Annotated in this window: 21 protein-coding genes and 1 riboswitch; of the genes, 11 read left to right on the top strand and 10 right to left on the bottom strand. The window is 68.5% G+C overall.

The annotated features are described in order from the left end of the window. Nucleotides 1-3: 3 nt before the first annotated feature. On the bottom strand, nucleotides 4-609 hold the full coding sequence (locus tag ABZ803_RS22060) for a cysteine hydrolase (protein ID WP_357041182.1): 606 nt from the start codon (nucleotides 607-609) through the stop codon (nucleotides 4-6). Nucleotides 610-676: 67 nt separating this feature from the next. After that, a complete protein-coding gene (fadD5, locus tag ABZ803_RS22055; protein ID WP_357041179.1) occupies nucleotides 677-2,248 on the bottom strand; it encodes a fatty-acid--CoA ligase FadD5 in 1,572 nt (523 codons plus the stop codon). Between the two features lie 342 nt (nucleotides 2,249-2,590). On the opposite strand from fadD5, the gene ABZ803_RS22050 reads away from it, so the two are divergent. Beyond that, nucleotides 2,591-3,568: a nitronate monooxygenase family protein gene (locus ABZ803_RS22050; RefSeq protein ID WP_357041176.1), complete on the top strand. Its 978-nt coding sequence runs from the start codon at nucleotides 2,591-2,593 to the stop codon at nucleotides 3,566-3,568. Nucleotides 3,569-3,574: 6 nt separating this feature from the next. On the opposite strand, the gene ABZ803_RS22045 is transcribed toward ABZ803_RS22050, so the two are convergent. Beyond that, the gene (locus ABZ803_RS22045; RefSeq protein ID WP_357041173.1) at nucleotides 3,575-4,546 is read right to left on the bottom strand and encodes an MBL fold metallo-hydrolase; all 972 of its coding nucleotides are present in this window, start codon (nucleotides 4,544-4,546) and stop codon (nucleotides 3,575-3,577) included. Nucleotides 4,547-4,698: 152 nt separating this feature from the next. Between ABZ803_RS22045 and ABZ803_RS22040 the strand changes: the two genes are divergently transcribed. Genes ABZ803_RS22040 through ABZ803_RS22030 form a run of 3 tightly spaced genes read left to right on the top strand, consistent with a single transcriptional unit; the run spans nucleotide 4,699 to nucleotide 11,944 of the window. Then, nucleotides 4,699-4,995, top strand: coding sequence for an acyl carrier protein (locus ABZ803_RS22040; protein ID WP_051175699.1), 297 nt, complete (start codon nucleotides 4,699-4,701; stop codon nucleotides 4,993-4,995). Next, nucleotides 4,992-10,067, top strand: a complete 5,076-nt coding sequence (locus tag ABZ803_RS22035; RefSeq protein WP_357041170.1) for an SDR family NAD(P)-dependent oxidoreductase — start codon at nucleotides 4,992-4,994, stop codon at nucleotides 10,065-10,067. The genes ABZ803_RS22040 and ABZ803_RS22035 overlap by 4 nt, the downstream gene beginning before the upstream one ends. Continuing rightward, entirely contained in the window at nucleotides 10,064-11,944 is a 1,881-nt protein-coding gene (locus ABZ803_RS22030; RefSeq protein ID WP_357041167.1) for a fatty acyl-AMP ligase, read from the top strand. Before ABZ803_RS22035 ends, ABZ803_RS22030 begins: the two co-directional genes overlap by 4 nt. Before the next feature lie 46 nt (nucleotides 11,945-11,990). Here the strand turns inward: ABZ803_RS22030 and ABZ803_RS22025 are convergent, their stop codons facing one another. From ABZ803_RS22025 to ABZ803_RS22015, 3 genes are all read right to left on the bottom strand, one after another. Beyond that, nucleotides 11,991-12,395, bottom strand: coding sequence for an RNA-binding S4 domain-containing protein (locus ABZ803_RS22025; protein ID WP_245549225.1), 405 nt, complete (start codon nucleotides 12,393-12,395; stop codon nucleotides 11,991-11,993). A 3-nt stretch (nucleotides 12,396-12,398) separates the two neighbouring features. Beyond that, complete coding sequence (locus ABZ803_RS22020) at nucleotides 12,399-12,989, bottom strand: NlpC/P60 family protein (RefSeq protein ID WP_357041163.1); 591 nt, start codon at nucleotides 12,987-12,989, stop codon at nucleotides 12,399-12,401. A gap of 78 nt (nucleotides 12,990-13,067) precedes the next feature. After that, nucleotides 13,068-13,237, bottom strand: a riboswitch (cyclic di-AMP (ydaO/yuaA leader). Between the two features lie 219 nt (nucleotides 13,238-13,456). After that, complete coding sequence (locus ABZ803_RS22015) at nucleotides 13,457-13,714, bottom strand: hypothetical protein (protein ID WP_357041160.1); 258 nt, start codon at nucleotides 13,712-13,714, stop codon at nucleotides 13,457-13,459. 169 nt (nucleotides 13,715-13,883) lie between these two features. On the opposite strand from ABZ803_RS22015, the gene ABZ803_RS22010 reads away from it, so the two are divergent. From ABZ803_RS22010 to ABZ803_RS21980, 7 genes are all read left to right on the top strand, one after another. Further along, a complete protein-coding gene (locus ABZ803_RS22010) occupies nucleotides 13,884-15,065 on the top strand; it encodes an ATP-binding protein (protein ID WP_357041157.1) in 1,182 nt (393 codons plus the stop codon). Between the two features lie 149 nt (nucleotides 15,066-15,214). Then, nucleotides 15,215-17,170, top strand: a complete 1,956-nt coding sequence (locus ABZ803_RS22005; protein ID WP_357041154.1) for an acyl-CoA dehydrogenase family protein — start codon at nucleotides 15,215-15,217, stop codon at nucleotides 17,168-17,170. A 336-nt stretch (nucleotides 17,171-17,506) separates the two neighbouring features. Beyond that, nucleotides 17,507-18,469 (top strand): alpha/beta hydrolase, encoded by a 963-nt coding sequence (locus tag ABZ803_RS22000; protein WP_357041151.1) that lies wholly within the window; start codon nucleotides 17,507-17,509, stop codon nucleotides 18,467-18,469. Nucleotides 18,470-18,661: 192 nt separating this feature from the next. Continuing rightward, entirely contained in the window at nucleotides 18,662-18,949 is a 288-nt protein-coding gene (locus ABZ803_RS21995) for a hypothetical protein (RefSeq protein ID WP_040871251.1), read from the top strand. Nucleotides 18,950-20,261: 1,312 nt separating this feature from the next. Beyond that, nucleotides 20,262-21,092, top strand: coding sequence for a hypothetical protein (locus ABZ803_RS21990; RefSeq protein ID WP_357041147.1), 831 nt, complete (start codon nucleotides 20,262-20,264; stop codon nucleotides 21,090-21,092). A gap of 25 nt (nucleotides 21,093-21,117) precedes the next feature. After that, nucleotides 21,118-23,058 (top strand): fumarate reductase/succinate dehydrogenase flavoprotein subunit, encoded by a 1,941-nt coding sequence (locus ABZ803_RS21985; protein ID WP_357041144.1) that lies wholly within the window; start codon nucleotides 21,118-21,120, stop codon nucleotides 23,056-23,058. 2 nt (nucleotides 23,059-23,060) lie between these two features. Then, nucleotides 23,061-23,807, top strand: a complete 747-nt coding sequence (locus ABZ803_RS21980) for a succinate dehydrogenase/fumarate reductase iron-sulfur subunit (protein ID WP_040871255.1) — start codon at nucleotides 23,061-23,063, stop codon at nucleotides 23,805-23,807. A 47-nt stretch (nucleotides 23,808-23,854) separates the two neighbouring features. Here the strand turns inward: ABZ803_RS21980 and ABZ803_RS21975 are convergent, their stop codons facing one another. The 4 genes from ABZ803_RS21975 to ABZ803_RS21960 all read right to left on the bottom strand — a co-directional run bounded on the left by ABZ803_RS21975 (nucleotide 23,855) and on the right by ABZ803_RS21960 (nucleotide 26,183). After that, entirely contained in the window at nucleotides 23,855-23,992 is a 138-nt protein-coding gene (locus tag ABZ803_RS21975) for a hypothetical protein (RefSeq protein ID WP_357041141.1), read from the bottom strand. A 149-nt stretch (nucleotides 23,993-24,141) separates the two neighbouring features. Continuing rightward, nucleotides 24,142-24,366 (bottom strand): DUF397 domain-containing protein, encoded by a 225-nt coding sequence (locus ABZ803_RS21970; protein ID WP_357041138.1) that lies wholly within the window; start codon nucleotides 24,364-24,366, stop codon nucleotides 24,142-24,144. Between the two features lie 188 nt (nucleotides 24,367-24,554). Beyond that, nucleotides 24,555-25,025, bottom strand: coding sequence for a DNA-directed RNA polymerase subunit beta (locus tag ABZ803_RS21965; RefSeq protein ID WP_357041135.1), 471 nt, complete (start codon nucleotides 25,023-25,025; stop codon nucleotides 24,555-24,557). Between the two features lie 225 nt (nucleotides 25,026-25,250). After that, nucleotides 25,251-26,183 (bottom strand): DNA-3-methyladenine glycosylase 2 family protein, encoded by a 933-nt coding sequence (locus tag ABZ803_RS21960; protein ID WP_245659734.1) that lies wholly within the window; start codon nucleotides 26,181-26,183, stop codon nucleotides 25,251-25,253. Nucleotides 26,184-26,510: the final 327 nt, after the last annotated feature.

Raw genomic sequence — 26,510 nt, 5'->3', positions numbered from 1 at the left:
GGATCAGCGCGCGTTCATGCGCTCCACCGCGTCGGCGGCCCGCACGCTGCCCGCGGTGACGAGTTCGAGGTTGGCCAGCGCGGCTTCGTGCGCTTCGGGGGAGGCGGCGGCCACACAGTCGGCCACCGGGTGCACGGTGAACCCCAGATCGGTGCCGTGCCGCGCGGTCTGCTCGACGGTGAGATTGGTCGCTACGCCCGTGACGAAGAGCGTCTCGATACCCTGATCCGCCAGCCACTCCGGCAGTTTGTTGCCCGCGAGACCGGACAGCTTCTGGTTGTCGAAGACTTCCGTCGGCTGCGCCGCCATCTCCGGAATGATCGCCGCGCCGGGAGAATCCGGCCGGAACTCGGTCTGCGCCGCGCCGACCGAGCGCATGAATCCGGTGTTGCGCACCAGCTCGCCTTCCCCGACCGGGATGGTGAACCGGGTGAAGATCACCGGAATTCGCGCGGCCAGCGCCGCGGTGTGGAAATCCACCGCCCGCGCAACCACGCCCGTGGCTGCCACGGGCGCGGCCAGCATCGGGCCGAAAAAGCCTTCCGGCCGAATGACATTCACTTGCCAGTGCAGCGCCAGCACGGCGGCGCGGATGCGTCGGGTCGCCATACGACGACCTTACGCATCCGCACCCGGGTAAATCGTCCGATTCACGTGAAACGAACGCACCGCGCGCTCAGGACGAATAATCCTTGCGCAGCTGGACTTTCACTACCTTGCCGCTCGCGTTGCGCGGCAGCTCGGCCAGTAGCACCAGGTCCTTGGGGTGCTTGTAGCGCGCCAGGTTCTCGTTGAGGAACGGCTCCAGCTCGGCCAGGGTCAACTCGTCGTCCGGGTTGTGCAGCGCGACCACCGCGACCGGCACCTCGCCCCACTTCTCGTGCGTGCGGCCGACCACCGCCGCCTCGCGGATCTTCGGGTGCGCGAACAGGACGTTCTCCACCTCGGCGCAGTAGATGTTCTCTCCGCCGGAGATGATCATGTCCTTCTTGCGGTCGACCACGTAGATGAAGCCCTCTTCGTCCTGGCGGACCAGGTCGCCGGAGTGGAACCAGCCGCCCGCGAACGCCTCGGCGGTGGCCTCCGGCTTGTTCCAGTAACCCTGCATGAGCGTCGGGCCGCGGTAGACGATCTCGCCGACCTCACCGGGTGCGACGTCGTTCATCTCGTCGTCGACGATGCGCGCCTGAATGGTCGGGATGGGCTTGCCGACCGAGCCGAGCTTGCGGATCGCGTCCTTGCCCTCCAGCACGCAGGTGATCGGCGACATCTCCGTCTGCCCGAACACCGCGACGTTGAACGCGTTCGGGAAGCACTCCGCCATCGCGCGCAGCACGGTGTCCGAGGCGGGCGCCGCGCCCCAGCTGAGCGCCTCCAGCGCGAGCTTGCGATCCTTCACCGTCGGGTGGTCGCAGACCAGCTGCCACTGGGCGGGCACGCAGAAGGCGGAGGTGGCCTGCTCCTGCTCCAGCGCGTCCAGGAACTCACCGGCGTCGAAGGCGCCGAGCGGATGCAGCACCGTCTTCGCACCGAGCAGGAACGCCGGGGCGAGACTGCCGAGGCCCGCGATGTGGAACAGCGGCGAGGTGCACAGTCCGATCGACTCCGGCTGCATCGCCAGCGCCCGGATGCAGGTCAGCGCCTGGGCGTTCATGTTCGCGTGGGTCAGCACCGCGCCTTTCGGGCTGCCGGTGGTGCCCGAGGTGTACATGATGAGGCTGGGGGTGTCTTCGGGGATGTCCAGCGGGGTGTGCGGCTCACCCGGCTCGGCGAGCAGGTCGTCGAAGCCGATCACGCCGTCGCCGGACGTGCCGCCGATCACCACGCAGGTCTCCAGGGCGGGCGCCTGCGCCTGCACGGCGGTGGCCAGCGGCTGCAACACGGTGTCGGTGACGACCGCCTTGGCTCCGCTGTCGCTGACGATGTAGGCGACCTCCGGCGGCGTCAGGCGGAAGTTGACCGGCACCGCGATCGCGCCCAGCGCGTTGATGCCGAACACGGCTTCGAGGTACTCCGGGTAATTCAGCGCCAGGATCAGCACCCGGTCGCCGAAGCCGACGCCCCGGCGGGCCAATCCGTCGGCGAACTTCAGCGACCGCTCGTGCAACTGCCGCCAGGTGGTGTCCACGCCACGGAATCGCAGCGCGACCGCGTCCGGGCGCATCTGCGCGTGCACGGCGAGCTGGTTGTTCCAGTGGTTGCGCCGCGACCTGATCGGTTCGTCGAGCGCTGCTGCCCCGGTGGTCATTGCCACGAACTCCTCTCGGACCGTCATCGGCCCGCCGGGTTGTCCGACGGCGGCGACGGGCTGAATCGCGTGCAGAATAGCAACTAACTTAAACGACCGGCAAGGGATAGCGATATGAATCTGGGTTAATCACCCCGGCACGATGGTCGGGCCCGGCGGCGCGTCTTCTAGCAGGCCATAAGATCTCATCGCAAGTCGCGGAACCGCGCGAACAATGCCGGGAAAGATCATCGAATATGCGAACCTCGGCTCACTTATGAGTTGAATGCGAGGCGATCCTCGTGTCACCATCGACCCCAACGGGCGAACCGGCACGCCCGCGCGAGGTATAGGAGAAGCGCAATGCTGCGGACCAGGTTCACCGAGAAGTTCGGAGTGGAGCACCCGATCGTGCAGGGCGGCATGATGTGGGTGGGGCGGGCCGAACTCGTCGCGGCGGTCGCCAACGCGGGCGGGCTCGGCTTCATCACGGCCCTGACCCAGCCGACCCCCGATGACCTGCGCCGCGAGATCGCGCGCACCAAGGAGCTGACCGACAAGCCGTTCGGCGTGAACGTCACCATCCTGCCGTCGATCAACCCGCCGCCGTACGCGGAATACGTGCAGGCGATCATCGACAGCGGCATCAAGATCGTCGAAACCGCGGGCAGCAACCCGGAGCCGTTCCTGCCCTACTACAAGGACGCGGGCATCAAGGTGCTGCACAAGTGCACCAGCGTGCGGCACGCGCTGAAGGCCGAGCGGATCGGTGTGGACGGGGTGAGCATCGACGGCTTCGAGTGCGCGGGCCATCCCGGCGAGGACGACGTTCCCGGCCTGGTGCTCATCCCCGCCGCCGCCCGCGAACTGACCATCCCGATGATCGCCTCCGGCGGGATCGCCGACGCCCGCGGCCTGGTCGCCGCGCTCGCCCTCGGCGCGGACGGCGTCAACATGGGCACCCGCTTCCTGTGCACGCAGGAGTCCTCGATCGATCAGAAGGTCAAGGAGAAGATCGTCGCGAACTCCGAGCGCGACACTCAGCTCATCTTCCGCACCATGCGCAACACGGCGCGGGTCGCGGACAACGAGATCAGCCGCAAGGTCGTCGAGATCGAGAAGTCCGGCGGCGCCTTCGACGACGTGCGGGATCTGGTCGCGGGAGCGCGCGGCCGCCGGGTGTTCGAAGAGGGCGATCTGGACGCGGGCATCTGGTCGGTCGGCCTGTGCCAGGGCTTGATCCACGACATCCCGACCTGCGCCGAACTGATCGGCCGGATGGTCACCGAGGCCGAGCAGCTGATCACGGCGCGCCTCGCCGAAACCGTGGTGGTCGGCTGACCGGGGTTACCTGGCCGCGCGGGCGGTGACCGCCGCGTAGTCGTGGCTCGCGACGAGTTCGATGCCGTCGGGCAGCGCGTGCAGGCGGTGGATGGTGGCGAAGGCGGCGTCCCGGTCGGCGTCGAACAGCTTGCCGGGCATCGGCGCCTTCTCCCGCAGCAGATCGACCTGCAACTTGCTCCAGACGGCGTCGCCCGCGAGCAGCACCCGGCTCCCGTCGTCCACCGCCAGCAGCACACCGATGCTGCCCGGCGTGTGGCCCGCGAGATCGACCAACAGCACCGAACCGTCGCCGAACAGGTCCTTGCTGCGCGGGAAGGTCAGCACCGGCGGGCCGTCGAGGTCGAAGCGGTCGAAGCCGCGTCCACGCAGCGGGCCGCGCGCCACACCGGCGGGCGCGTGCGGGCCGCCCATCGCCCAGTCGTACTCGGCTCCCGGCAACCGGATCTCGACCGATGCGGGCAACTCGAGCAGACCCGAGACATGGTCCCAGTGCAGGTGGGTCGGCACCACGAAATCGATGTCCTCGCCCGCCACGTCGTGCGCGGCGAGCGCGTCGGCCAGACCGAGCACCGGCTTGTCCGGCGCGACGAGCAGCGGCACCGGGAAGGGGAGTTCGGGCAGCACGCGTTCGTGCACGCCCGCGCACAGGGCCGGATCGACAAGGAAACGCGCCTTCGGATGCTCGACCAGGAACGCCGCCATGGACAGCCGCATCTCCCGTAGGCTGCGCACGCCCTCGGCCACGATGGTGGTCGGCGCGGACATGGTGGCCTGGGTCAGCACGGTCAGCGCGACCGTGGCGCGCGCGGGGGGCGGCGGCAGCACCTCGAGGTTCGCCAGCAGGGTGGTGTCGGGGCGGCGCGGCCGCAACAACCGGCCCGGCGTTGCCGCCAGCGCGGCGCAGCAGCGCAGCAGGACGGGCAGAGTCGGTGTGCGCTCGGCGCGGGTGGCGGCACCGCTGTCCGGTTCGGTCACGATGCCACGGTATGCGATCACCGCCGGTTCGCGAAAGAGCCGGGCTGGCAGCGGATATGCGACCTTGCCCAGGACGATTTCTCCGGCATAATCGCGGGGGTACCGATCTCGAGTGGGTAACAGCAGCCGGGGAGACGGGGAGGGAGGACGCGATGCGGCCCAGTCTTCCGGACGGGCACAGTGGCGCACAGGAGAACGAGGGTTCGCTCGGCTATAGCCGGCGCACCGCGCTCACGTGCGCCGCCGTCCTGGCTGTCGCGGATCTACTAGGCGTCGACGCCGCCGCGGTGTCGACCAGTTCGCCCTTCACCGATCTCGGCCTCGGTTCCAGTCAACTCGCGAGGCTGACCGCCCATCTCGAAGACGCCATGGGAGTCGAGGTTCCGCTGACCGCGATCTACGACCATCCGGACATCGAACAGCTTGTCGAGTATCTCGCGATGCGATGAGCGGCGCGCCCACCGACCCCGCCTGCTCGCATCCACCGGTCTCCGTCATCGGCATCGGCTGCCGACTGCCCGGAGCGGCGAGCGCCGCCGAGTTCTGGCAGCTGCTGATCGAGGGCCGGGACGCCACGTCCGCACCGCCCGCAGGGCGCCTGGGCTCCCGCCACGGCGGGTACCTCGATGACGTCGAGTCCTTCGACAACGACTGGTTCGCCATCTCCGACCGCGAGGCCGCGCTCATGGACCCGCAGCAGCGGCTCGCGCTGGAGGTCGCGGTCGAGGCGCTCGACGACGCCGGAATCGGCTATCGCGTGCGAGGTTCCGGGGCAGCCGTCGTCTTCGGCGCTTCGGGGTACGACCACGGCATCGCCGTACTCGGCCGCGCGGGCCACGACGCGCCGTACGCGGTGACCGGGTCCGCGCTCAGCATCATCGCCAACCGGCTTTCGTACGTGCTCGATCTGCACGGGCCCAGCCTGGTGCTCGACAGCGCCTGCTCGTCCTCGCTCGCCGCGGTGGACCTCGCCGTCCGGCTGCTCGCCGACGGCACGGTCCCGTTCGCCATCGTGGGCGGCGTCAATCTCGTCTTGCTGGAGCACACCTCGAACTACCTCGCCGAGGGCGGATTCCTGTCGCCCGGCGGGCGGTCGGCGCCGTTCGACGTCACCGCCGACGGCTACACCCGCGGCGACGGCTGCGCCGTGGTGGTGCTGCAACGCAGTTCGGACGCGGTGCGCGAGGGCAACCGGATCTACGCGGAGATCGTCGGAAGCGCCGTGGGGTCGGACGGGCGTTCGAACGGCCTGTACGCGCCGAACGGCCGCGCGCAGCAGGAGACGTTGCGCACCGCCTGGTCGCGGGCCGGGAGCGCGCCGAGCCGCGCGGGCTATATCGAATGTCACGGCACCGGTACCCCGTTGGGCGACGCGGTGGAAGTCGGCGCGCTCGCCGCCGCGCTCGGCGACAGCGCCGGCGATCCGATCTGGATCGGCTCGGTGAAGTCGAACATCGGGCATCTGGAGGCCGCCGCCGGCGTCACCGGGATGGTGAAGACCGCGCTGTCCATCCACCACGGGATGATCGCCCCGACGATCAACGTCCACACCGAACACCCATTGCTGCACTTGGCCGAGCGCGGCCTGCGGGTGCCGACCGAGCCGGTGGACTGGAGCCGGGCGGCCGCTCCGGAGCGCGTGGCGGGCGTCAGCTCGTTCGGATTCGGCGGCACGATCGCGCACATCGTGCTCCGCGGCGTCGACCAGGCCCCGTCCGATCGTGCCGAGCACTTCCCGATTCTGCTGACGCTCACCGCACGCGACGACGAGGAATTGCGTGAACGCGCACAGCGGCTCGCCGTCGAACTGGACGAGGCGCGTCCGCCGCTGCACGAGTTCGCCTCGGCCGCGGCGCGATCGCTTCCCGAGCGGGCCCGGGCAGCGGTCCTCGCGCACGATCACGCCGACGCGGTGCACCGGCTGCGCGCTTTCGGAGGCGGTGACGCAGACGCGGTGCTCGGCCCCGTGGCGAACCGCCGCCGCGGCGGGCTGTTGTTCCTGTTCTCCGGACAAGGCGGCCAGCATCCGAAGATGGGCCGCGTGCTGGCGGCGCGGTATCCGGTCTTCGCCGCCGCGCTCGCCGAGACGACCGACGCGATCGTGGCGGCGGGCGGGCCGCGAGTGTGGACACCGCGCCACGGTTTCGCCCCCTCGGGCGAGACGCAAGCCACGGATCTCGTGCAGCCCGCGTTATTCGTGTTCCAGATGGCGCTGGTGAAGCTGCTGGCGGCGTGGGGAGTTCGGCCCGACGCGGTGGCGGGGCACAGCCTGGGTGAGATCGCGGCGGCGGCGGTGAGCGGTGCGCTGTCGGTCGCGGACGCGGCGCGCGTTGTGGTGCTGCGCAGCGCGACCCTGGCGCATCTGGACGGGCACGGCGCGATGGCGGTCCTGGAGGCGCACCCGGACGAAGCGGCCAAACTCGTGGAACCGATGCGAGCGGAGGTGGCCATCGCCGCGGTCAACGGCCCGAGATCGGTTGTCGTGTCCGGCACGCCGCGCTATGTCGACACCCTGGTGCGGCGGGCCACGCGCCGCAACTTGTTCGCGCGCAAGCTCGCGGTCGACTTCGCCGCGCACAGCCCGCAAGTCGTTACCGTGCTCGCGCCTTTCGTCGCGGCGTTGACCGAGATCACCGCCCGGACGCCGCGCGTACCCGTGTACTCGACGGCGCGGCGCGGCACGAAACTCACCACGGCGGCGATGGACCGCGACTACTGGTCCGAGAACGCTACGGGCACGGTGGAATTGGCGGCCGCCTTGGAACGCGCGGCGGGCGACGGCATCTCGACCGTGGTCGAGATCGGCCCGCATCCATTGCTGCTCCCGGCGGTGCGGGAATATCCGGACTTCCGCGACGGTGCGCATGCCGTGGCGCTGCGCGATGACGAGGCGAGCGGCTTCCTCACCGGCTTGGCACGGCTGTACCTGGAGGGGCGGCCGGTCGATTGGTCCGCGCTCGGTCCATTCGGCCCGCTCGCACCGCGGCAGTGGCGCAAGCGGAAGTTCCCGCTGCTGGTGGCCGGGCCGGCGAGCGCGCACGTCCCCGAATCCGCTTTCGCCGCCGAGGATCTCGCTCATCACGTGGTGCAGGGCGAGGGCATCGTCCCCGCCGTCTTCTGGCTGCGCAGACTACTGCGACTCGCCCGGGACACCGCCGGGACGGCCGCCCTGGCCGACTTCGCCGTGCACGAGCGAACCGATCCGGCCGTGCTGGCCGACGTCGTCTACCGCGGGCCGGGAGCGGAGGAAAGCGTGCGGGCGGAGGTCACGGGCACCGGGACGCTGGCTTCGGCCCGGCCCGCCGGTGACCCCACACCCGCGGATATCGTCGCATGGATGCGGGTGGTCGATGCAAACCGGGCCGCCCGGCACCACATGCGCGTCATCACCACCGGCGCTTTCTACCAGGAATTGCGCCGCAGGCGGCTGGAGTACGGTCCCCGGTTTCGCACGCTGCGCGGTATCGCGGCGGGTACCGGACGCGCGCTCGGCCTGTTCGACGCCGCTGAATTGCATCGCACCGCAACGCTGGACGGCTGCCTGCACGTGCTCGCCGCGGCGGTGTTCGACGAGTTGCCCACCGCATCGATTCCGCTGCCGATCGGCATCGACTCGGCCTGGCTGTCGCACGAGCCGAATCGGCACGTGCTCGAGGTGCACGCGCTGGTGCGGGAGCGCGGCGACACCGGACTGGTCGGGGACGTCATCGCGACCGACCAGCACGGCGTGCCCTGTCTCGCCTTCTCGGGCGTGCACATCCGTTACGCCGAACCCGGCGCGGAGGAGGAACTCGGCGCACTTCGCACGGTACGTGCCGACGAAACACAGGCCGCGCCCTTCCGTCACGAGGTTTGGCAAGCTCGCGATCCCGGCTCGCTCGGGATCGGCGACGCGGCAGAAAGCCTCGTGCGGCGCGCGGTGGTGGTGGGTGCTTCGGATCTCGCGGTGCGGCTCGCCCGCGCGCTGGACGCCGAGCTGCCGACCGAGCGGATCGCACGCGAACCGGACGACGCGAGCCCGCTCGTCGCCGCGGTCCTCACCGGGCGCGGCGGCGGCCACGCCGTGGTGGCCGTCTGGCCCGCGGACTCCGGCGGTAGCGACGACCAGAACGCCGCCGCGGCGACGAGTCGCGTCCTCGAACTGTTGCAATTGGTCTGCGCCCACGCCGCCACCGCGTCCGTGACGGTCGTACTGCCGATGCTGGAGGCGGCGCGCTCGCTCTCGCGGCCCGACGAGCCCGGCGCGCCGATCTCGATCGTCCCCGCCGCGATCGCCGGGCTGGTGCGCTCGCTCCAGCTCGAGACGGGCCGGACGGTACGACTGATCTGGACCGATCCCGACCTCAGGAACTTGCCGCCGCTCACCCGTCTGGCGACGGCTACCGACAGCGCGATTCCCGGCGAGCTGCGCCTGTCGGCGGGCGAGGTCGCGGTGCGGCGCTTCGCGCCCGCGCGAGCGCGCGCCCTGCCGGTCGCCGGCATCGACGCGAACGGAACCTACGTCGTCACCGGCGGGCTCGGCACACTCGGTTCGGTCGCCGTGCGCTGGTTGCTCGACGCAGGCGCGCGCGACGTGGTGGTGCTGACCCGCGCGCCCCGCCCGGTGCCCGCGCTGCTCGACGGCTTGGAGGACCGCATCGTCCTGGTGCGCTGCGACGCCGCCGACCGGGACGACTTGGCCAACGCGCTCAGCGATATCCGGGCTTCCGACTCCGCGATTCGCGGCGTCGTGCACGCGGCGGGCGTGCTGGAGGACGCCGGATTCGACGCGATCACCACCGGCCAGGTGGCCAGGACGTTCCTGCCCAAATCCACCGCGGCGGGCAATCTGATCGAGCTCACCGCGCCCGACGCCACGGATTTCGTCCTGTTGTTCTCCTCGGCCACCGGTGCGCTCGGAGCGCCGGGACAGGCCGCCTACGCCGCTGCCAACGCGGCGATGGACGCCCTGGCACAGCGTGATCCGGGCAGGCGGATTCTGAGCGTCGGCTGGGGGCTGTGGGATTCCGGCCTCGCCGCCGCCGGCGGGGCGGCCCATCTGCGGCGCGCGGGCATCGGGGCGTTCGACCTGCGGCGCGGAAGCTCCGTACTGTCCCAGGCCCTGCGCTACGACGGCCCGTACCTGCTCGCCATGGAGTACACCCCGACGACCGACACGTCCCCGGTCGCGGTGCGCTTGGCGAATCTGCTGGCGCCGGCGCCGGATTCGAGCACCGCTTCCACCCGGCACACCGCGACCGAGCCCACGCCCGCGCCGCCGGAGCCGACCGAACCGCTCACCACGATCATCCGCAGGGTCCTCGCAAGCACGCTCGATCTGCCCGCCGAGCACATCGACCCCGCAGCCGACTTCAACGAGCTGGGGCTCAGTTCGCTGCTCGCGATCGAGATGCGACGGAATCTGGAATCGCGGCTGCGCGTCCGGATCGCCACCGCGGAGTTGTTCAAGCATCCCACCATCACCGCCCTCGGAGCGGCCCTGCTCGAGCGGGTCGCCACGGTTACCGGAGACGCCTCGTGAGCAGCCACGCGCACCCGGCAGGCAATGGCCTCGCGACGTCGATCGCCGTGTGGGCAGCCACCCGGCCGGACGAGCCCGCCTTCACCGAACTGCGCTTCCGCGTTCAGGAACGGGTGCCCGTCACGCTGACCTACGCACGTCTGCACACCGCGGCGGGCGCGCTGGCCGCACGACTACGGCAGGAGAGCGCGCCCGGCGACCGAGTGGCCCTTCTCTGCGCACACGGCATCGACTACGCGGCGGCGTTCCTCGCCTGCCTGTACAGCAATCGAGTCGCGGTGCCCCTGTTCCCGGCCACGGGCGCGCGCAACCGTGACCGTCTGCACGCTGTCCTGGCCGACGCCCGGCCAACGCTCAGTTTGCTCTCGGCGCAGGACGAGATCACCGCGCCGATCCTCGGTCCCGCGCTGGGCCGGATACTCACCTTGCCCGCGACCCTCTCGGTAGCGGAGTGGGGTTCGGCCGATCGGTTTCTGCCGAGCACTCATCCAGTGCTCGCGACGGCGGATGCGGTCGCTCGGCAGGTGGAATCATCGCGGGCACCTTCCGGTACGCCGGCCACGCGTCCAGCCGCTTCGATCACGGATTCGCCGGCGGTGGACTTCGCGGCCGCGCCCGTCATCGACCCGGTGGGCGACGAGCTCGCCTACTTGCAGTACACCTCCGGCTCGACCAAGTCTCCCGCCGGCGTCCGGGTCACCCACGAGAACCTCGCCACAGCGTTGACGCAGCTGGGGCACGCCGTGTCGGTCGCGGACGATCGGCCCGTCGTGTCCTGGCTGCCGTTCTTCCACGACATGGGGTTGATTCTCGGCCTTTCGCTGCCGCTGTTCCTGGGCGTGCACGGCATCACGCTTGCGCCCGCGGACTTCGTGAAGCGCCCAGTCCGCTGGCTGCGCGCGATCTCCGACTACCGCGCCGGTACCACGGGGTGCCCTAATTTCGGCCTGAAGCTCGCGGTCTCGGGCACTACCCCCGCCGAGCGGGCCGGACTGGATCTGTCCGGGCTCGACCTCGTGCTCAACGGATCGGAGCCGGTCCGCGCCGACGCACTCACCGAATTCACCGAGACCTTCGGTCCATACGGCTTCCGCCATCACGCGCACACCCCTGGCTTCGGGTTGGCCGAAGCCACCCTCACGGTCACGGTCTGCGACCAGCACGAGGACCCGGTGTGGCAGCACTTCGACCGTGCCGCGCTGGCCGAAGGACGCGTGGTCGCGCTGCCCGAGGCAGCCCCGGGATACCGGGACGGCGTGCCGCTGGTCGGGTGCGGCGCACCCGTCGGGCAGGAGCTGCGAATCGTCGATCCGGTGGCCGGGACCGTGCTGCAGGCCGGGCGCGTCGGCGAGATCTGGGTAGCCGGAGACAATGTGTGCGACGGGTATTTCGGCAGGCCGGATGCCACCGAGGAGACCTTCGGCGCCACCGTGCCGGGGAGCGCCGCCCGCTGGCTGCGCACCGGCGACCTCGGATTCCAGCACGAGGGGCAGCTCTACATCGCGGGCCGCCGCAAAGACGTCATCGTGGTCGACGGGCGAAATCACTATCCCGCCGATATCGAGGCGACGGTGCAGGCATGTGCCGCGGAGGTCCGGCCGGGCCACGTGACGGCGTTCGGGCACGACGACGGGCTTCGCGAAGACTTGGTCGTGGTCGCCGAACTCGTCACGCTCGGCGGCTGCGAGACCATCGAACTGTTCGCCCTGGCCCGGCGCATCCGCACAGCGGTCGCGTCCATCCACGAGGTCATGCCCGGTGCGGTGCTGCTCGTGGAGCCTGGACGGATTCCCAAGACCAGCAGCGGCAAGCTCCGTCGCGGCGAGTGCAGGGCCCGCTACCTCGCGGGCCGGTTGCAGCCGGTCGCCATGATCTGAAGCAAGCGAATCTCTGCGAAGCGAACGGTCCTGAGGACGCGCTCGTTCAGGAATCGGCTCGGCCCATGAGGCGATCGGTCTCGCGCCGCTCACGCTTCGTGGGCCGCCCAGCGCCGCGGTCGCGACGAGGCAGGCTCGCCACGATCTCGCGCGGAGGAGGAGGCGGACTGCGATCGATCAAGCATTGCGCGGCGATCGGAGCGCCGACACGCTTGGTGACGATCCGCTCCACGATGACGATGCGTTCGATACCGCCGGCCCGGATGCGGACCTCGTCACCGGGGCGTACGGGTTGGGCGGGCTTGGCCGTCGCGCCGTTCACTCGGACGTGCCCGCCGCGACATGCCTCCGCGGCAGCGGATCTGGTTTTGAACAGGCGCACCGCCCAGGTCCACGAGTCGACGCGGGCCTGGGTCGCAGTGCTCTGGATGCCGGATTCGGCGCGGGCCACTCGTCAGACGATACGGCGTGCGGTGACCACCATGTCGGGGCGCAGGGGTGTGTAGGACACCGGCGTACCCGACTGCACCGCGTTCAGAAGCTTGTTGTCGCCCGCGTAGATGCCGACGTGACCGCCGCCGTTGGTGATGACGATGTCACCCGGCTGCAGGTCGTGGTAGGCGACCGGAGCGCCGACGTGCGACTGCTCGAAGCTGGTGCGGGGCAGTTCGACGCCCGCCTGGCGGAACGCCCACTGGACGAGGCCGGAGCAGTCGAAGGACCGGGGACCAGCGGCGCCCCAGGAGTACTGGGCGCCGACCTTGGTCTTGGCGGCGTCGAGGGCGATATCGCCCGGGGAGTTCTGCTGCTGGCCGAACAGGCCCGGCAGCATCGGCGCGAAATTGGGAGCCTGCGGAGCGACCTGCTGCTGCGCCTGGGGAGCTGCGGGGGCAGCCGCGAGCGCCTGCTGGATCTGCTGATTGAGCTGCTGGACCGGCTGTTCCCATTCTTGCGGAACGTCGAAATTGCCGACACCGGGAACGTTGATGGTCGCGGCCATGGCCGGAATCGCGGGCATGGCGCCGGTCGCGGCCACCGCACCCATGACAATCGCACCCTTGACGGAATTCGGAACCCGAGAATCCCGTTGCAAGCTGTGTTTACCCACCGAGCTACGTCTCCGATCTTGCTGCTCTCCCGCCGACCGGGTTAGCTGACGGGTTCGGACCGGGAGAGCGGCCCTACCTCGCAACCGAAAATGGCCGCAAGGATTCACCCCAGACGAACCTGTGGGTCCCCGGCACGACAGCCGAGACCAGTTGGCCCCGACAGCCGTTAAGGCGGTAACTAGTGGCGCCGTTTCACTTACGAAGCGACTTGTTCCACTAAGTCACGAGAAGATTACGGTGCGGACGCGATGTTGTCCAGCGCACAGAGCTGCGACTTTTCCATCACCACCGGGGCGGCGACACCATAGGCGGAAAACGGCCATCGGGACCCGGTCACGACCGGATCTCGGTGAGCGGGGCCGGGTCACCGAAAGGACAACCTCGCCCCCATACGGACACCGGGTCAGGACTGCGAGCCGTGCACCGCGCGCTCGAGCTCGTCGATCCTGCGGCGCGCCTCGGCCAGTTCGACCTCGAGCCCGCCGAGCGCCATGACCAGCGGCCCGACCGCGAGATCGGCGACCAGTTGGGGATCGTCGTAGCCGCGTTCGATCGCGACGAGGATGTTGGACCGGATGCGCTGGGCCACCGTGGCCCCCGCCGGGACATTCCAGGACCCGACCACTTCGGCGAGGCCGGGTGGGTTCGGTTCGTCGGACATGCCCCCTCCGTTCCCGCGCGTCGATACCGCGCGACCATTCTGGCGAACCGCCACCAGCCTAGGGAACCGGCGGCGAGAGCAATAGTGCAATACGGACCGCTAGGGCTCTCTAGGACACGCCGTAGACGCACCCAGATTATCCGGACGAAACGCGCTACGGTGTCAGGGCATGGACCCCGTGCGGAATCCGTATGCCCCCGGAGCGGGACAGCGCCCACCCGAATTAGCCGGGCGCGACAAGCAACTCACCGCTTTCGACATCGTGCTCGAACGCGTCGCGCGCGGCCGCCCGGAACGCAGCGTGATGCTCACCGGCTTACGCGGGGTCGGAAAGACGGTGCTGCTCAACCAACTTCGCTCAGCGGCGATATCCAGGGGCTGGGGCACCGGCAAGATCGAGGCGCGGCCGGACCAGGACCTGCGCCGCCCGCTGTCCTCGGCGCTGCACATGGCGGCGCGAGCGATCGCCACATCGCACCGCAATCCGGAGCGGGTGGACGACTTCCTCGGCATCCTCAAGGCTTTCGCGTTGCGGGCCACCGCGGACAAGGGCATGCGGGAACGCTGGCAACCCGGCATCGACGTACCGGCGGTCAGCGGTCGGGCCGATTCCGGCGACATCGAGATCGATCTGGTGGAACTGCTGATCGAGGCGGCGGCGCTGGCCGGCGACATCGGCGTCGGCATCGCGATCTTCATCGACGAGATGCAGGATCTGGGGCCCGCGGACGTCTCCGCGATCTGCGGCGCGTGCCACGAACTGAGCCAGGACGCCGCGCCGCTGATCGTGGTCGGCGCGGGCCTCCCGCACTTGCCCGCGGTGCTCTCCGCCTCGGAGAGCTACTCGGAGCGACTGTTCAGCTACCACCGCATCGACCGCTTGGACCGGGAATCCGCCGACCAAGCGCTGATCGCGCCCGCCGGGCGCGAAGACGTGAAGTTCACCGACGAGGCGCTGGACGCGCTGTACCGCAAGGCCGATGGCTACCCGTATTTCGTGCAGGCATACGGGAAGGCCGCCTGGGATCAGGCGCCCGAGAGTCCGATCACGGCCGAGGACGTCGAGGTGGCCTCACCCGCCGCCGAGGAGGAGCTTGCGGTCGGGTTCTTCGGGTCCCGTTACGAGCGGGCCACACCCGCCGAACGCGAATACATGCGCGCCATGGCCGACCTGGCCGGCGACGACGGCCCGGTGGCGACCGCGGCGGTGGCCAACGAACTCGGCCGCAAACCGGCTTCCCTTTCCCCCGCCCGCGACGGCCTGATCAAGAAAGGGCTGATCTACTCCGCCGAACGCGGCACGATCGGCTTCACGGTGCCGCACTTCGGCCGGTATCTGCGCTCCGTCTGAGCGTCACCCGGCGACGCATTCCCGACTATGGCCATCTCTTCCAAGATCAATAGATATTCGTAGATTTATCTCGACCAGCAGCCCTACCGATGGGTAACAAACCCTCCTACACTCGAATGTGATCCTGATCACGTCCGAGGGAGGACATTATGGCGACAGCCGCGAAAGTCGACGCCACCGAAGAACAGGCCCGCGCACTGGTCGAGGAGTCCCGCGAAACGAGCTGGGCCAAGCCGTCGTTCGCCAAGGAGATGTTCCTGGGACGGTTCCGGCTCGACCTGATCCACCCGTATCCGCAGCCCGGCCCCGAGGACGCCGAGCGCACTGAAGCGTTCCTGTCCCGGCTGCGCACGCTGTGCGAGTCCATGGACGGATCGGTGATCGAAGCGGAGAGCCGGATCCCGGACGAGTACGTCAAAGGCCTGGCCGAGCTCGGCTGCTTCGGCCTGAAGATCCCGCAATCGTATGGCGGCCAGGGTCTTTCCCAACTCGGCTACAACCGCGCGCTGATGCTGGTCGGCTCGACGCACCCGAGTCTCGGCGTCCTGCTCTCGGCGCACCAGTCCATCGGCGTGCCCGAGCCGCTCAAGCTGGCGGGCACCGACGAGCAGAAAGCCGAATTCCTGCCCCGTTGCGCGGCCGGGGCGGTCAGCGCGTTCCTGCTCACCGAGCCCGATGTCGGCTCCGACCCGGCCAGGATGGCCAGCACCGCGACGCCGACCGAAGACGGCGAGGCGTACGTGCTCAACGGCGTGAAGCTGTGGACCACCAACGGCGTGGTCGCCGAACTGCTGGTGGTGATGGCCCGGGTGCCCAAGAGCGAGGGACATCGCGGCGGCATCTCGGCCTTCGTGGTCGAGGCCGATTCACCGGGCATCACCGTGGAGCGGCGCAACTCCTTCATGGGCTTGCGCGGCATCGAGAACGGCTTGACCCGGATGCACAACGTTCGGGTACCCAAGCGCAACCTGATCGGGCGTGAGGGCGACGGCCTGAAGATCGCGCTCACCACGCTGAACGCGGGCAGGCTCGCCATTCCCGCCCTGTGCACCGCCGCCGCCAAGTGGTCGTTGAAGATCGCGCGCGAGTGGAGCACGCAGCGCGTGCAGTGGGGCAGGCCGGTCGGCGAGCACGCGGCCGTGGGGCAGAAGATCGCCTTCATCGCGGCCACCACGTTCGCGCTGGAGGCGGCGCTGGATCTGTCGGCGACCATGTCCGACGAGGGCCGCAACGACATCCGGATCGAGGCCGCGCTGGCCAAGCTGTGGGCCAGCGAGATGAGCTGTCAGATCGCCGACGAACTGGTGCAGATCCGCGGCGGCCGCGGCTACGAGACGGCGGCTTCGCTCGCCGCGCGGGGCGAGCGGGCCGTTCCGGCCGAGCAATTGGTGCGCGATCTGCGGATCAACCGCATCTTCGAAGGCTCCAGCGAGATCATGCGACTGCTGATCGCCAGGGAGATGGCCGACGCGCACATGGCCGCCGCGGGCGCGCTGGTCGACCGCAAGGCCGAGCTCAAGGACAAGGCGAAGGCGGCGGTCGGAGCGACGGGCTTCTACGCGAAGTGGTTCCCGCAGCTTGCGGTCGGAGCGGGGACGGTGCCCGCGGCGTACACCGAATTCGGCGTACTGGCGCGGCACCTGCGGTTCGTCGAACGCAGTGCGCGCAAGCAGGCGAGGTCGCTGATGTACGCGATGGGCCGCTGGCAGGCAGGCCTGGAATACCGGCAGAACTTCCTCGGCCGGATCGTCGACATCGGCGCCGAGCTGTTCGCCATGTCGGCGGCCTGCGTACGGGCCGAGGCACTGCGCGCCGCCGACGCGCCGGAGAGCAAGGCGGCCGAAGAATTGGCGGACGCCTTCTGCAGGCAGTCCCGCGTGCGCGTGCGCAGGTTGTTCGACTCGCTGTGGGAGAACACCGACGACGACGACCGCACCCTCACCCGCGGCGTGCTCGACGGCCGCTACGAGTGGCTGGAGGAGGGTGTGCTCGACCCGAGCGAGGGAACCGGGCCGTGGATCGCGGAGTGGCAGATGGGTCCGTCGACGGAGGAAAACCTCCTGCGCCCATTCCTGCCGTCTACGCGCCCCCGCGCGGGGTCCTGAGCGCCGCCCGCCCGTCGCGCCCGCCCGACGTGGGCCGCGACGGGCGGGCGCTCGCGCATTATTCGCGAGTCTCGGATTTCTCCTAGAAAGACGCAGATTCTCCTTGCCGCTCGCGCGGAAGCCCGGAGGCACGCAGGGAAATCTAAAGGAATCTAGTTTCTGAGCTATTGATTCGTAGATTTTCCTGCGAACCCGCCCGACGGCTGCCCGATCGACCGGCAGCCTCAATTGCGCAACGTGTGCGTAACGGCAGGTGTGGGCCGCTAACGGCGCGGAAATCCAGTCCGACAACTGGGCAGGAGCGCCGATCATGCGCCTCGCTCACAGGAGAGTGCCATGTCCACGAGCATCGCCCGCCGCGCCGCCGATCACGACGGCCATCGCGTCATGGTGTCGGCCGATGACGGCATTCCCCTCGCGGTCCGCGTCTTCGGCGCCGACGACGCCATCGCCACCGTCGTCTTCGTCCACGGCCACTGCTTGCGCACCGAATCCTGGTCCTACCTGCGCGATCTGCTGCTGCGCCAGTGGGGGAGCGACACCAGGATGGTGTTCTACGACCACCGCGGCCACGGCGAATCCGGGGCGGCGCACCCATCGACCTACACCATCGAGCAGCTCGGCCACGACTTGGACGCCGTGCTGCGCGCGGTCGCGCCGACCGGGCCGGTGATCCTGGTCGGCCATTCGATGGGCGCCATGGTGGTGCTCGCTTACGCCCGGCTTCATCCCGAGGCCATCGGCACGCGGATCACCGGCGTCGGGCTGCTCGCGGCCGCGGCCGCCGGAATCACCGAGGTCGGGCTGGCGCGCCTGTTGAACCGGCGGGCGGTGAACTCGCTGCAAGCGGCCGTCACCCGCGCCCCGCGCGTGATGCAGGCGTCCAGGCGCCTGACTCGTCGCTTGTGCACGCCGATCCTGCGCGAGGCGGAATTCGGCACCAAGAAGGCGAGTCCGCGCATGACCGCGCTGGCCACCGCGATGCTGAACGAAACGCCGCTGCTGACCATGGCCGGGTTCCTGCACTCGCTGATCACCTTCGACGAGACCGCGACCCTGCACCGCCTCGGCGTCATCCCCGCGCTGGTGCTGGCGGGGTCCGCGGACATCATCTTCCCGTTCGCGCACTCGGTGGCACTGGCCTCGCAACTGGCCGGCGCCGAGCTGGTCCGCCTGGAGGGCGCCGGCCACAGCGTGATGCTCGAACGGGCCGAAGAAGTCGCGCTGTCCATCGCGGGCCTCGTGGAACGAGCCTTCGCCGCGGCGTGCTCGGCCACCGGGTACGCCGCCGCTGGCTGACCTCCGGCAACCCAGGGGCAATCATTTGATTTCGGCCCGGCACGAGCCAGGAACAAAATCTTTCTGTACTGTGTTGTAGATCACGTTGTGCGGTGGGTCACACAACTCGATGTCGCGCGGTCCAAGGCAAAGGGGCAACCGTGCACCACGGCATCGAGTTCGCATATCCGCCAGGGAATTCAGGAGGTCTCGATGACACGCAGCGAACTTGCGGAACTACGCTACGCGGTCGGCCAGCTCCGGCAATCCATCGGCGTACTGCGCAACCAGTACGGCGACGCCAGCACGGTACGCAGGCTGGAGAACGACCTCGAGCGGCTCGTCATCGACGCCGACGAGTTCGAGAAGTCACCGCCGCCGGAGGTGCGGCGGAGCGCCCAGGACGTCATCTACGTGCCGGACAGCAAGTCCGACGAGGCCGCCTGGATGGGCGCGCAGGACGAGGGGCTCGGCTTCCACTCCCGTCCGCGGACGAAGTAATCCGTGCTGGGCGGCGCGACGCCGCCCAGCACGGTGCGTTGCGGCCCGGCGGCGGCCGGGCCCGCGTGCCAGCGGGGCCAGCGCTCGAACAGGGCGGCGATCATGGCCGAAATCCACGGCCCTCGGTGCGCGCCGTCTGCATGCGCCATAGGGCCCTCGGTGCGCGCCGTCTGCGTGCGCTATAGCTCGGGCACGACATCGGCACGTTGCGGGGCCCGGCCGCCCTCGCGCGTGATCGACGGCGTCGTTGACACCCGCTCGACCAGCGCGTGTCCCGTGACCGCCCGACTCACCATTGCCGCTCACATCGACGCCGGGGGTCGAATGCCATACCGATGGCCCGAGGCGGCACTTCCCCCGCAAAGCCTGCGCAGATCCACGTCACCGAGTGCCAAGCCGGTTGAACGGGGCCACCCAGCGCAACCCCGCTTCAACCAGCCACCCAGCACAACCCCGCCTCAACAGGGCAACCGGACGCGACGCCGGTGCGACAGGGCAATCGAGCGAGGCCGGTTCGACGGGTAACCAAAGTGCGGCGCCGGTTCGACCGGCCACCCAGCGCAACCCCACTTCAACCAGCCACCCAGCGCAACCCCGCCTCAACAGGGCAATCGGACGTGATGCCGCTTCAACGGGGCAATCGTGCGCGAGGCCGGTTCGACGGGTAACCAAGGTGCGGCGCCGGTTCGACGGGCCACCCGGCGCAACCCGCCTCAACGGGGCAATCGAGCGCGACGCCGCTTCAACGGGGCAATCGAGCGCGACGCCGCTTCGACGGGGCAATCGTGCGCGCCGCCGGTTCGACGGGGCAATCGTGCGCGACGCCGGTTCGACGGGTAACCAAAGTGCGGCGCCGGTTCGATCAGCAAATTTGTGCCGGGGCCGGTTCGACAGCAATCGAGACGGCGGGCGCGACGCTCAGGGGCGCAGGCACTGGAATCACGCCCACACCGCCGACCGGATGGCAAATCGGTGAGGGCGAGTTCCTCGATCGGAGCCGATACCACAGCCGCCCGCATCATTGCCGCTAGCTCGAATCGCCCGGCGCGATCACCCCATCCGGTATCGGCGACCACCTCGCTCGAATCTTGTTTCGCGCGAGTCGAGTTCGAAAAGTCCGGTTAGCCCGCTACGCGGCGTAAGCAATCAAGCGGCACGCCGAATGTGGCGCAAATCATACGGTTGACGGCGGGCTTGGTTTGTCGAGACCCCGCTCGATCCATAGCGCACGTGTCGTATGGTGCTCAGCATCACATTCGATTGCGGAGGTAACGATGACCACCCGCACACAAGATCAGCGAGGCATCCACCTGTGAGTGCCGCACCGACCGCCGCCCCGGACGCGGGCACCGGCGTTTTCAGCAGAACAAGGGCCCGGATCTCGGAACGCACATTGCGCACCGACCGATGGTGGATCCCCCCACTCGTCACGGTGCTCGGACTAGCCGCGTTCGTCATCTACGCGACGGTCAGATCGTATGTGCGCACGGCGTATTGGGTTCCGGACTACCACTATCTGACCCCGTTCTACTCACCGTGCCTGAGCACTTCCTGCGTCGAGGGTTCCAGCCATTTCGGCACCCCGTTCGGCGAACTGCCGGTGTTGTTGCCGCTGGGCTTCGTGGTGCTGCCCTTCCTGCTCGGCTTCCGCCTGACCTGCTACTACTACCGCAAGGCCTACTACCGGTCGGTGTGGTTCTCGCCGCCCGCCTGCGCTGTGGCCGAGCCGCACGCCAAGTACACCGGCGAGACCAGGCTGCCGCTGATCATCCAGAACGCGCACCGCTACTTCTTCTATGTGGCCCTGATCGTTTCGGTGATCAATACCTACGACGCCATCGTCGCCTTCCACGGCAAATCCGGCGGCTTCGGTTTCGGCCTCGGCAATATCGTGCTGCTGGTCAACGTGATCCTGCTGTGGGCGTACACGCTGTCGTGCCACTCGTGCAGGCATATCGCGGGCGGACGGCTCAAGCACTTCTCCGGCCATCCGGTGCGCTACTGGTTCTGGACGCAGGTTTCCAAGTTGAACACCCGGCACATGGCGCTGGCCTGGACCACTCTCGGCACGCTCGTGCTGACCGACTTCTACGTCATGTTGGTTGCCAGCCAGACGATTTCGGATCTGCGGTTCATCGACTGACCGCCTCATCGAGGAGTTTTTCTGCATGGCAGAAGTGGAACGGCACAACTACGACGTCGTCGTGATCGGAGCGGGCGGCGCCGGATTGCGAGCGGTCATCGAAGCCAGAGAGCAAGGGCTGTCGGTCGCGGTGGTGTGCAAATCGCTGTTCGGCAAGGCCCACACCGTGATGGCCGAAGGCGGCTGCGCGGCTTCGATGGGCAACGCCAACGAAAAGGACAATTGGCAGGTCCATTTCCGGGACACGATGCGCGGCGGCAAGTTTCTGAACAACTGGCGCATGGCGGAACTGCATGCCCAGGAAGCGCCCGATCGAGTGTGGGAACTGGAGACCTACGGCGCGCTGTTCGATCGAACGCCCGACGGCCGCATCAGCCAGCGCAACTTCGGTGGCCACACCTACCCGCGGCTGGCCCACGTCGGTGACCGGACCGGCCTGGAGATCATCCGCACGATGCAGCAGAAGATCGTCTCGCTGCAGCAGGAGGATTTCGCCGAGACCGGTGACTACGAGAAGCGCATCAAGGTCTTCGCCGAATGCACCATCACCGAATTGCTCAAGGACGGCGACCGCATCTCCGGCGCGTTCGGCTACTGGCGCGAATCCGGCCGCTTCATCCTGTTCGAGAGCCCGGCGGTGGTGCTGGCGACCGGTGGCATCGGCAAGTCGTACAAGGTGACCTCGAATTCCTGGGAGTACACCGGTGACGGGCACGCGCTGGCGCTGCGCGCGGGCGCGACGTTGATCAACATGGAGTTCCTGCAGTTCCACCCGACCGGCATGGTCTGGCCGCCCAGCGTGAAGGGCATCCTGGTCACCGAGGGTGTGCGCGGCGACGGCGGGGTGCTGAAGAACACCGAGGGCAAGCGGTTCATGTTCGACTACATTCCGCCGGTCTTCAAAGGTCAGTACGCCGAGACCGAGGAAGAGGCCGACCAATGGCTGCGCGACAACGACTCCGCACGCCGCACGCCGGATCTGCTGCCGCGTGACGAGGTCGCCCGCGCCATCAACGAAGAGGTCAAAGCAGGGCGCGGCACCGAGCACGGCGGCGTCTACCTCGACATCGCCTCCCGGATGCCCGCCGAGGAGATCGTGCGGCGGCTTCCCTCGATGCACCACCAGTTCAAGGAACTCGCGGACGTCGACATCACCAAGGAGCCGATGGAGGTGGGGCCGACCTGTCACTACGTGATGGGCGGTGTCGAGGTCGATCCGGACACGGGCGCGGCCACGGTGCCGGGACTGTTCGCCGCGGGCGAGTGTTCCGGCGGCATGCACGGCTCCAATCGCCTGGGCGGGAATTCGCTGTCCGACCTGCTGGTATTCGGCCGCCGGGCCGGGCTCGGGGCCGCCGCCTACGTGGAGCAGCTCGGCGCGCGACCCTCGGTCTCGGAAGACGACGTCACCAAGGCCGCGAAGGCCGCCGTCGCTCCGTTCGATCCTCCTGCCGACGGCAAGGGGGAGAACCCGTACACCCTGCACACCGATCTGCAGCAGACGATGAACGACCTGGTCGGCATCATCCGCAAGGAACACGAGGTGCGGGAGGCGATCGACAAGCTCGCCGAGTTGCGCGCCCGGTTCCGTCAGGTGACCGTGGAGGGCCACCGCCAGTTCAATCCCGGCTGGCATCTCGCCCTCGATATGCAGAACATGCTGCTGGTCAGCGAATGTGTGGCGCACGCGGCGCTGCTGCGGACCGAGAGCCGCGGCGGGCACACCCGCGACGACCACCCGTCGATGGATCCCGATTGGCGCAACAAACTGCTGGTCTGCGCGGTGGATCCGAGCACGGCCGGCGATCCGATCCCGGGCGTCACCGTGACGCGCAAGGATCAGCAACCGATGCGATCGGACCTGCTCGCCCTCTTCGATCTCGGCGAGCTCGAGAAGTACTACACCCCGGATGAACTCGCCGGGCACCCGGCCGCGGCCGGGCATTCGACGGAGCGAGAGGCGTAACGATGGGTTACGACGCCAAATTCCGCGTATGGCGCGGCGATCTCGACGGCGGAGAACTGCACGACTTCACCGTGCTGGTGAACGAGGGCGAGGTGGTGCTCGACATCATCCACCGGCTACAGGCCACCCAGGCGCCGGACCTGGCCGTGCGCTGGAACTGTAAAGCGGGCAAGTGCGGTTCCTGCTCGGCCGAAGTGAACGGGCGGCCGCGCCTGCTGTGCATGACGCGGATGTCCACCTTCACCGAGGACGAAGTGATCACGGTGACGCCGATGCGCACCTTCCCCGTGATCAAGGATCTCGTGACGGACGTGTCGTTCAATTACGAGAAAGCCCGCGAGATCCAGTCGTTCACGCCGCCCGCCGACCTCAAACCGGGCGAGTACCGGATGAAGCAGGTCGATGTTGAGCGTTCCCAGGAATTCCGCAAGTGCATCGAATGCTTCCTGTGCCAGAACACCTGCCACGTGGTGCGCGATCACGACGAGAACAAGAAATCGTTCGCGGGACCGCGCTATCTGATGCGGATCGCCGAGCTGGAGATGCATCCGCTGGACGTCGGCGACCGGACCGAACTCGCCCAGGACGAGCACGGGCTCGGCCTGTGCAACATCACCAAATGCTGCACCGAGGTGTGCCCGGAACATATCAAGATCACCGACAACGCGTTGATCCCGATGAAGGAACGGGTGGCCGACCGCAAATACGATCCACTGGTCTGGTTGGGCAACAAGCTGTTTCGCCGTTAGCGGCGGGGAGGACCGGCCGGGGCGATCCCCGGCCGGTCGGCGCACCCTTACAACATTGCTACGACACCGAGGGCCACGATCCACACCAGCAGGCCGACGAGCAACGCCGACAGCAGCGAGTGGGTGAGGACGAAGACTCCGACCGCCGCCACTGCGAACAACAGCGCGACGATCAGCCATTCCACCCAATCATCCGGCCGCAATCTCTTGTGTCGGGGATGGGAACTCTTGAGCCCACGGTCCACAGATAGTGGGCTACCCGTCTCGGAACCAGGCAAACGTCTTTTCGTTGCCGAATATGCGTCGTTCCGTGATCTTCGGAAGCCGCCGCGCCTTATCGCGGCCGGTCGAACTCACCGTCTTGCACACCTGCGGTGAAGGCGGCCCACTCGCCGGGCGTGAAGATCAACACCGGCCCGTCCGGGTCCTTTCCGTTGCGCATTCCCACATGGCCGTCTGCCAGTAGCGCCACCTCGACGCTGTCGTTCCCCGGCCCTTCTCCGGCCTTCCGCCACGTGGCGCCGGTCAGGTCTATGTTCGCGTTGCCTTGAATGCTCACGAATTGGACTCCTTCGTTGTCTGCCGCGGCAGACGTGTACGGACCGAGAACCCAGCACTCCCCCGCTGGACGCACTCACGCGCGGCCCGATATTACCGCCGCCGACCGGCGCTGTTGGGCGAACAGCCTGCCGAAAATGAGCAGGCCACGATTTACCGGCATGTCCTCGCGGCGCGCTGCGACTGCCCTCAACGGCTGCGCGGCGCCGGATCCGCCCACGCGCGGACGGCCGCGACCACCTCCCGCCCGGACGGTCGAAACCCATTGCGGGGCGGCACGATCCAGGATCGGATCGCGCCGACCGACGCGGTCGGGGATGGCAGCGCGATCGTCGATCCGGTGCGGGATACCGACACGTTCAGCCGGAACAATTCCGCGAACAGGCGGGTGTCGTTTTCGGGCAGGTCCGGCGCGATCAAGAAGGTCCAACGATTCGAGCGCGGGTGCGCCAGGATAGGGCCGAGCCGGACGCGTTTGCTCTGCATATGCGCCTTGACCGCCTGTCCCAGGCTGCTCGGCATGGTCAACGCCCACACCGATCCGGCGCGCAGCACGATCCGGCCGAGTCCGGGCGGGTCGACAATGGCGGGCAGATCACATTCCCGCCGGTAGAACTGGCATCTGGACCGCGGTGTATCCCCGAGTGGCCTCTGCTCCACTGACAACCCCCTGCAGTTGTGTGGTTCGACGATGAGGTGCGCGCCATACCGAAGCCCCTGCGATCTGACCACGGCTCCCGCTCGCGTACCGATGTGAATGCGGCGATGGCCGAGTGTGGCGCGACGAGTTCTAGTTTCGCTTCGCCGCGGGCCGCTGCGACTGATAAAGAATGTGCAAAATTGTAGAAAAATGGTTCGCTACGAGGCGCATGTGAAAGATGTGACTCAGTGCCAGGTATGGTCCGTCAGGGCGGTGCGAGGGCCGAACTTCGGTTTGTGGAAGTGGCCGCTGATTTCGAGCAGACGAATCGCTCGATAGCGGTGCGGACGCAACGGTTCCAGATACTCGACCATCGCCTCGTCATCGATCGGTCGGCCGAGCAGAGTCCAGCCGACCGCGGCGGCGAGGTGATAATCGCCGACCGACAGCGCGTCCGCGTCGCCGAAAGCCCGCTGCGCGATCTCCGCGGCGGTCCACACCCCGATGCCGGGCACACTGCGCAGCATGCGTGCCGCCTCCGCCGGGTCGGCACGCGCGGCACGCTCCAGCGACTCGGCGATCCGAGCCGAACGCACGATGGTCTGCGCGCGCTGCGGTCCGACATTGGCCCGGTGATAGACCCAGGAGGGAATCCGCCGCCAGGTATCGGCGTCCGGGGGCAGCCGCATTCCGTCCGGCGCCGGCCCCGGCGCCGGTTCGCCGTACTGCCGGACCAGCTTCCGCCACGACGCCCGTGCGGAGACGGTGTGCACCTTCTGCTCCAGCACCGCGGGCACCAACGCTTCGAAGACAAGACCCGTGCGCAACATACGCAGTCCGGGGAAGCGGCGGTGGGCATCGGCGAGCTTCGGGTGATCCGGGAGAAACGCGGACACGTCCTCGTCGAGGCAGAGCATGTGCTCGAGTCCCGCGAGGAATTCCGCGGCCCCAGGCCCCCACGCCCCTGCCCGCACAGCGCACGGGCCGGACTGGGCCAACCGGTAGGTGACCGGCCCGCTCGGCAACCGGGACGCATGCCAGTGGGCGCCGTCGCCGGTCACCCGGTGGCACGGGTCGCCGGTGCCACGGCCGAGCGGCGCGAGCGTGCACGCCAGATCGATCGGCCGATCCGTGGTCACCGTCCGGCTCGCTTCCGGCTCGACCGTCACGCTGCGCACCGCACTCATTCTGCCCGGTGCGGCGTGCGGCGTCGCAGCACCCTCCGCCGGACACCACGATTATCATCTGGGCCACACCAGAAGTCTTTCAATATCGATCGTGCATTATTATCGTTTCGCAATCTGATGTAACGGAACGAGATTCGCGGCGATATTGATTTCGTTCGGCAAATAGCTGGCTGTAGCAATGACGGAGGTTCTCATGATCACCAATCTGCTCAACTGGTTGCTCAACGCCTGGGGCGGGGTTTCCGCGGGCAGCTCGGGTTACCAGATCCCGCCCGGTACCCTGCCGTTCGGTAGCTGACGCACGCGGCGCGCCCGCCC

The organism is Nocardia sp. NPDC047648, assembly GCF_040642815.1.
Classification (GTDB): Bacteria; Actinomycetota; Actinomycetes; order Mycobacteriales; family Mycobacteriaceae; genus Nocardia; species Nocardia gamkensis.
The sequence above is the reverse complement of the archived record's forward strand: the minus strand, read 5'-3'. Positions and strand labels throughout refer to the sequence as shown.

Coding starts and splice junctions, on each gene's coding strand:
- ABZ803_RS22060 (WP_357041182.1), bottom strand. CDS start 609: ATGGCGACCCGACGCATCCGCGCCGCCGTGCTGGCGCTGCACTGGCAA.
- fadD5 (WP_357041179.1), bottom strand. CDS start 2,248: ATGACCACCGGGGCAGCAGCGCTCGACGAACCGATCAGGTCGCGGCGC.
- ABZ803_RS22050 (WP_357041176.1), top strand. CDS start 2,591: ATGCTGCGGACCAGGTTCACCGAGAAGTTCGGAGTGGAGCACCCGATC.
- ABZ803_RS22040 (WP_051175699.1), top strand. CDS start 4,699: ATGCGGCCCAGTCTTCCGGACGGGCACAGTGGCGCACAGGAGAACGAG.
- ABZ803_RS22035 (WP_357041170.1), top strand. CDS start 4,992: ATGAGCGGCGCGCCCACCGACCCCGCCTGCTCGCATCCACCGGTCTCC.
- ABZ803_RS22020 (WP_357041163.1), bottom strand. CDS start 12,989: ATGGGTGCGGTGGCCGCGACCGGCGCCATGCCCGCGATTCCGGCCATG.
- ABZ803_RS22015 (WP_357041160.1), bottom strand. CDS start 13,714: ATGTCCGACGAACCGAACCCACCCGGCCTCGCCGAAGTGGTCGGGTCC.
- ABZ803_RS22010 (WP_357041157.1), top strand. CDS start 13,884: ATGGACCCCGTGCGGAATCCGTATGCCCCCGGAGCGGGACAGCGCCCA.
- ABZ803_RS22005 (WP_357041154.1), top strand. CDS start 15,215: ATGGCGACAGCCGCGAAAGTCGACGCCACCGAAGAACAGGCCCGCGCA.
- ABZ803_RS22000 (WP_357041151.1), top strand. CDS start 17,507: ATGTCCACGAGCATCGCCCGCCGCGCCGCCGATCACGACGGCCATCGC.
- ABZ803_RS21995 (WP_040871251.1), top strand. CDS start 18,662: ATGACACGCAGCGAACTTGCGGAACTACGCTACGCGGTCGGCCAGCTC.
- ABZ803_RS21985 (WP_357041144.1), top strand. CDS start 21,118: ATGGCAGAAGTGGAACGGCACAACTACGACGTCGTCGTGATCGGAGCG.
- ABZ803_RS21980 (WP_040871255.1), top strand. CDS start 23,061: ATGGGTTACGACGCCAAATTCCGCGTATGGCGCGGCGATCTCGACGGC.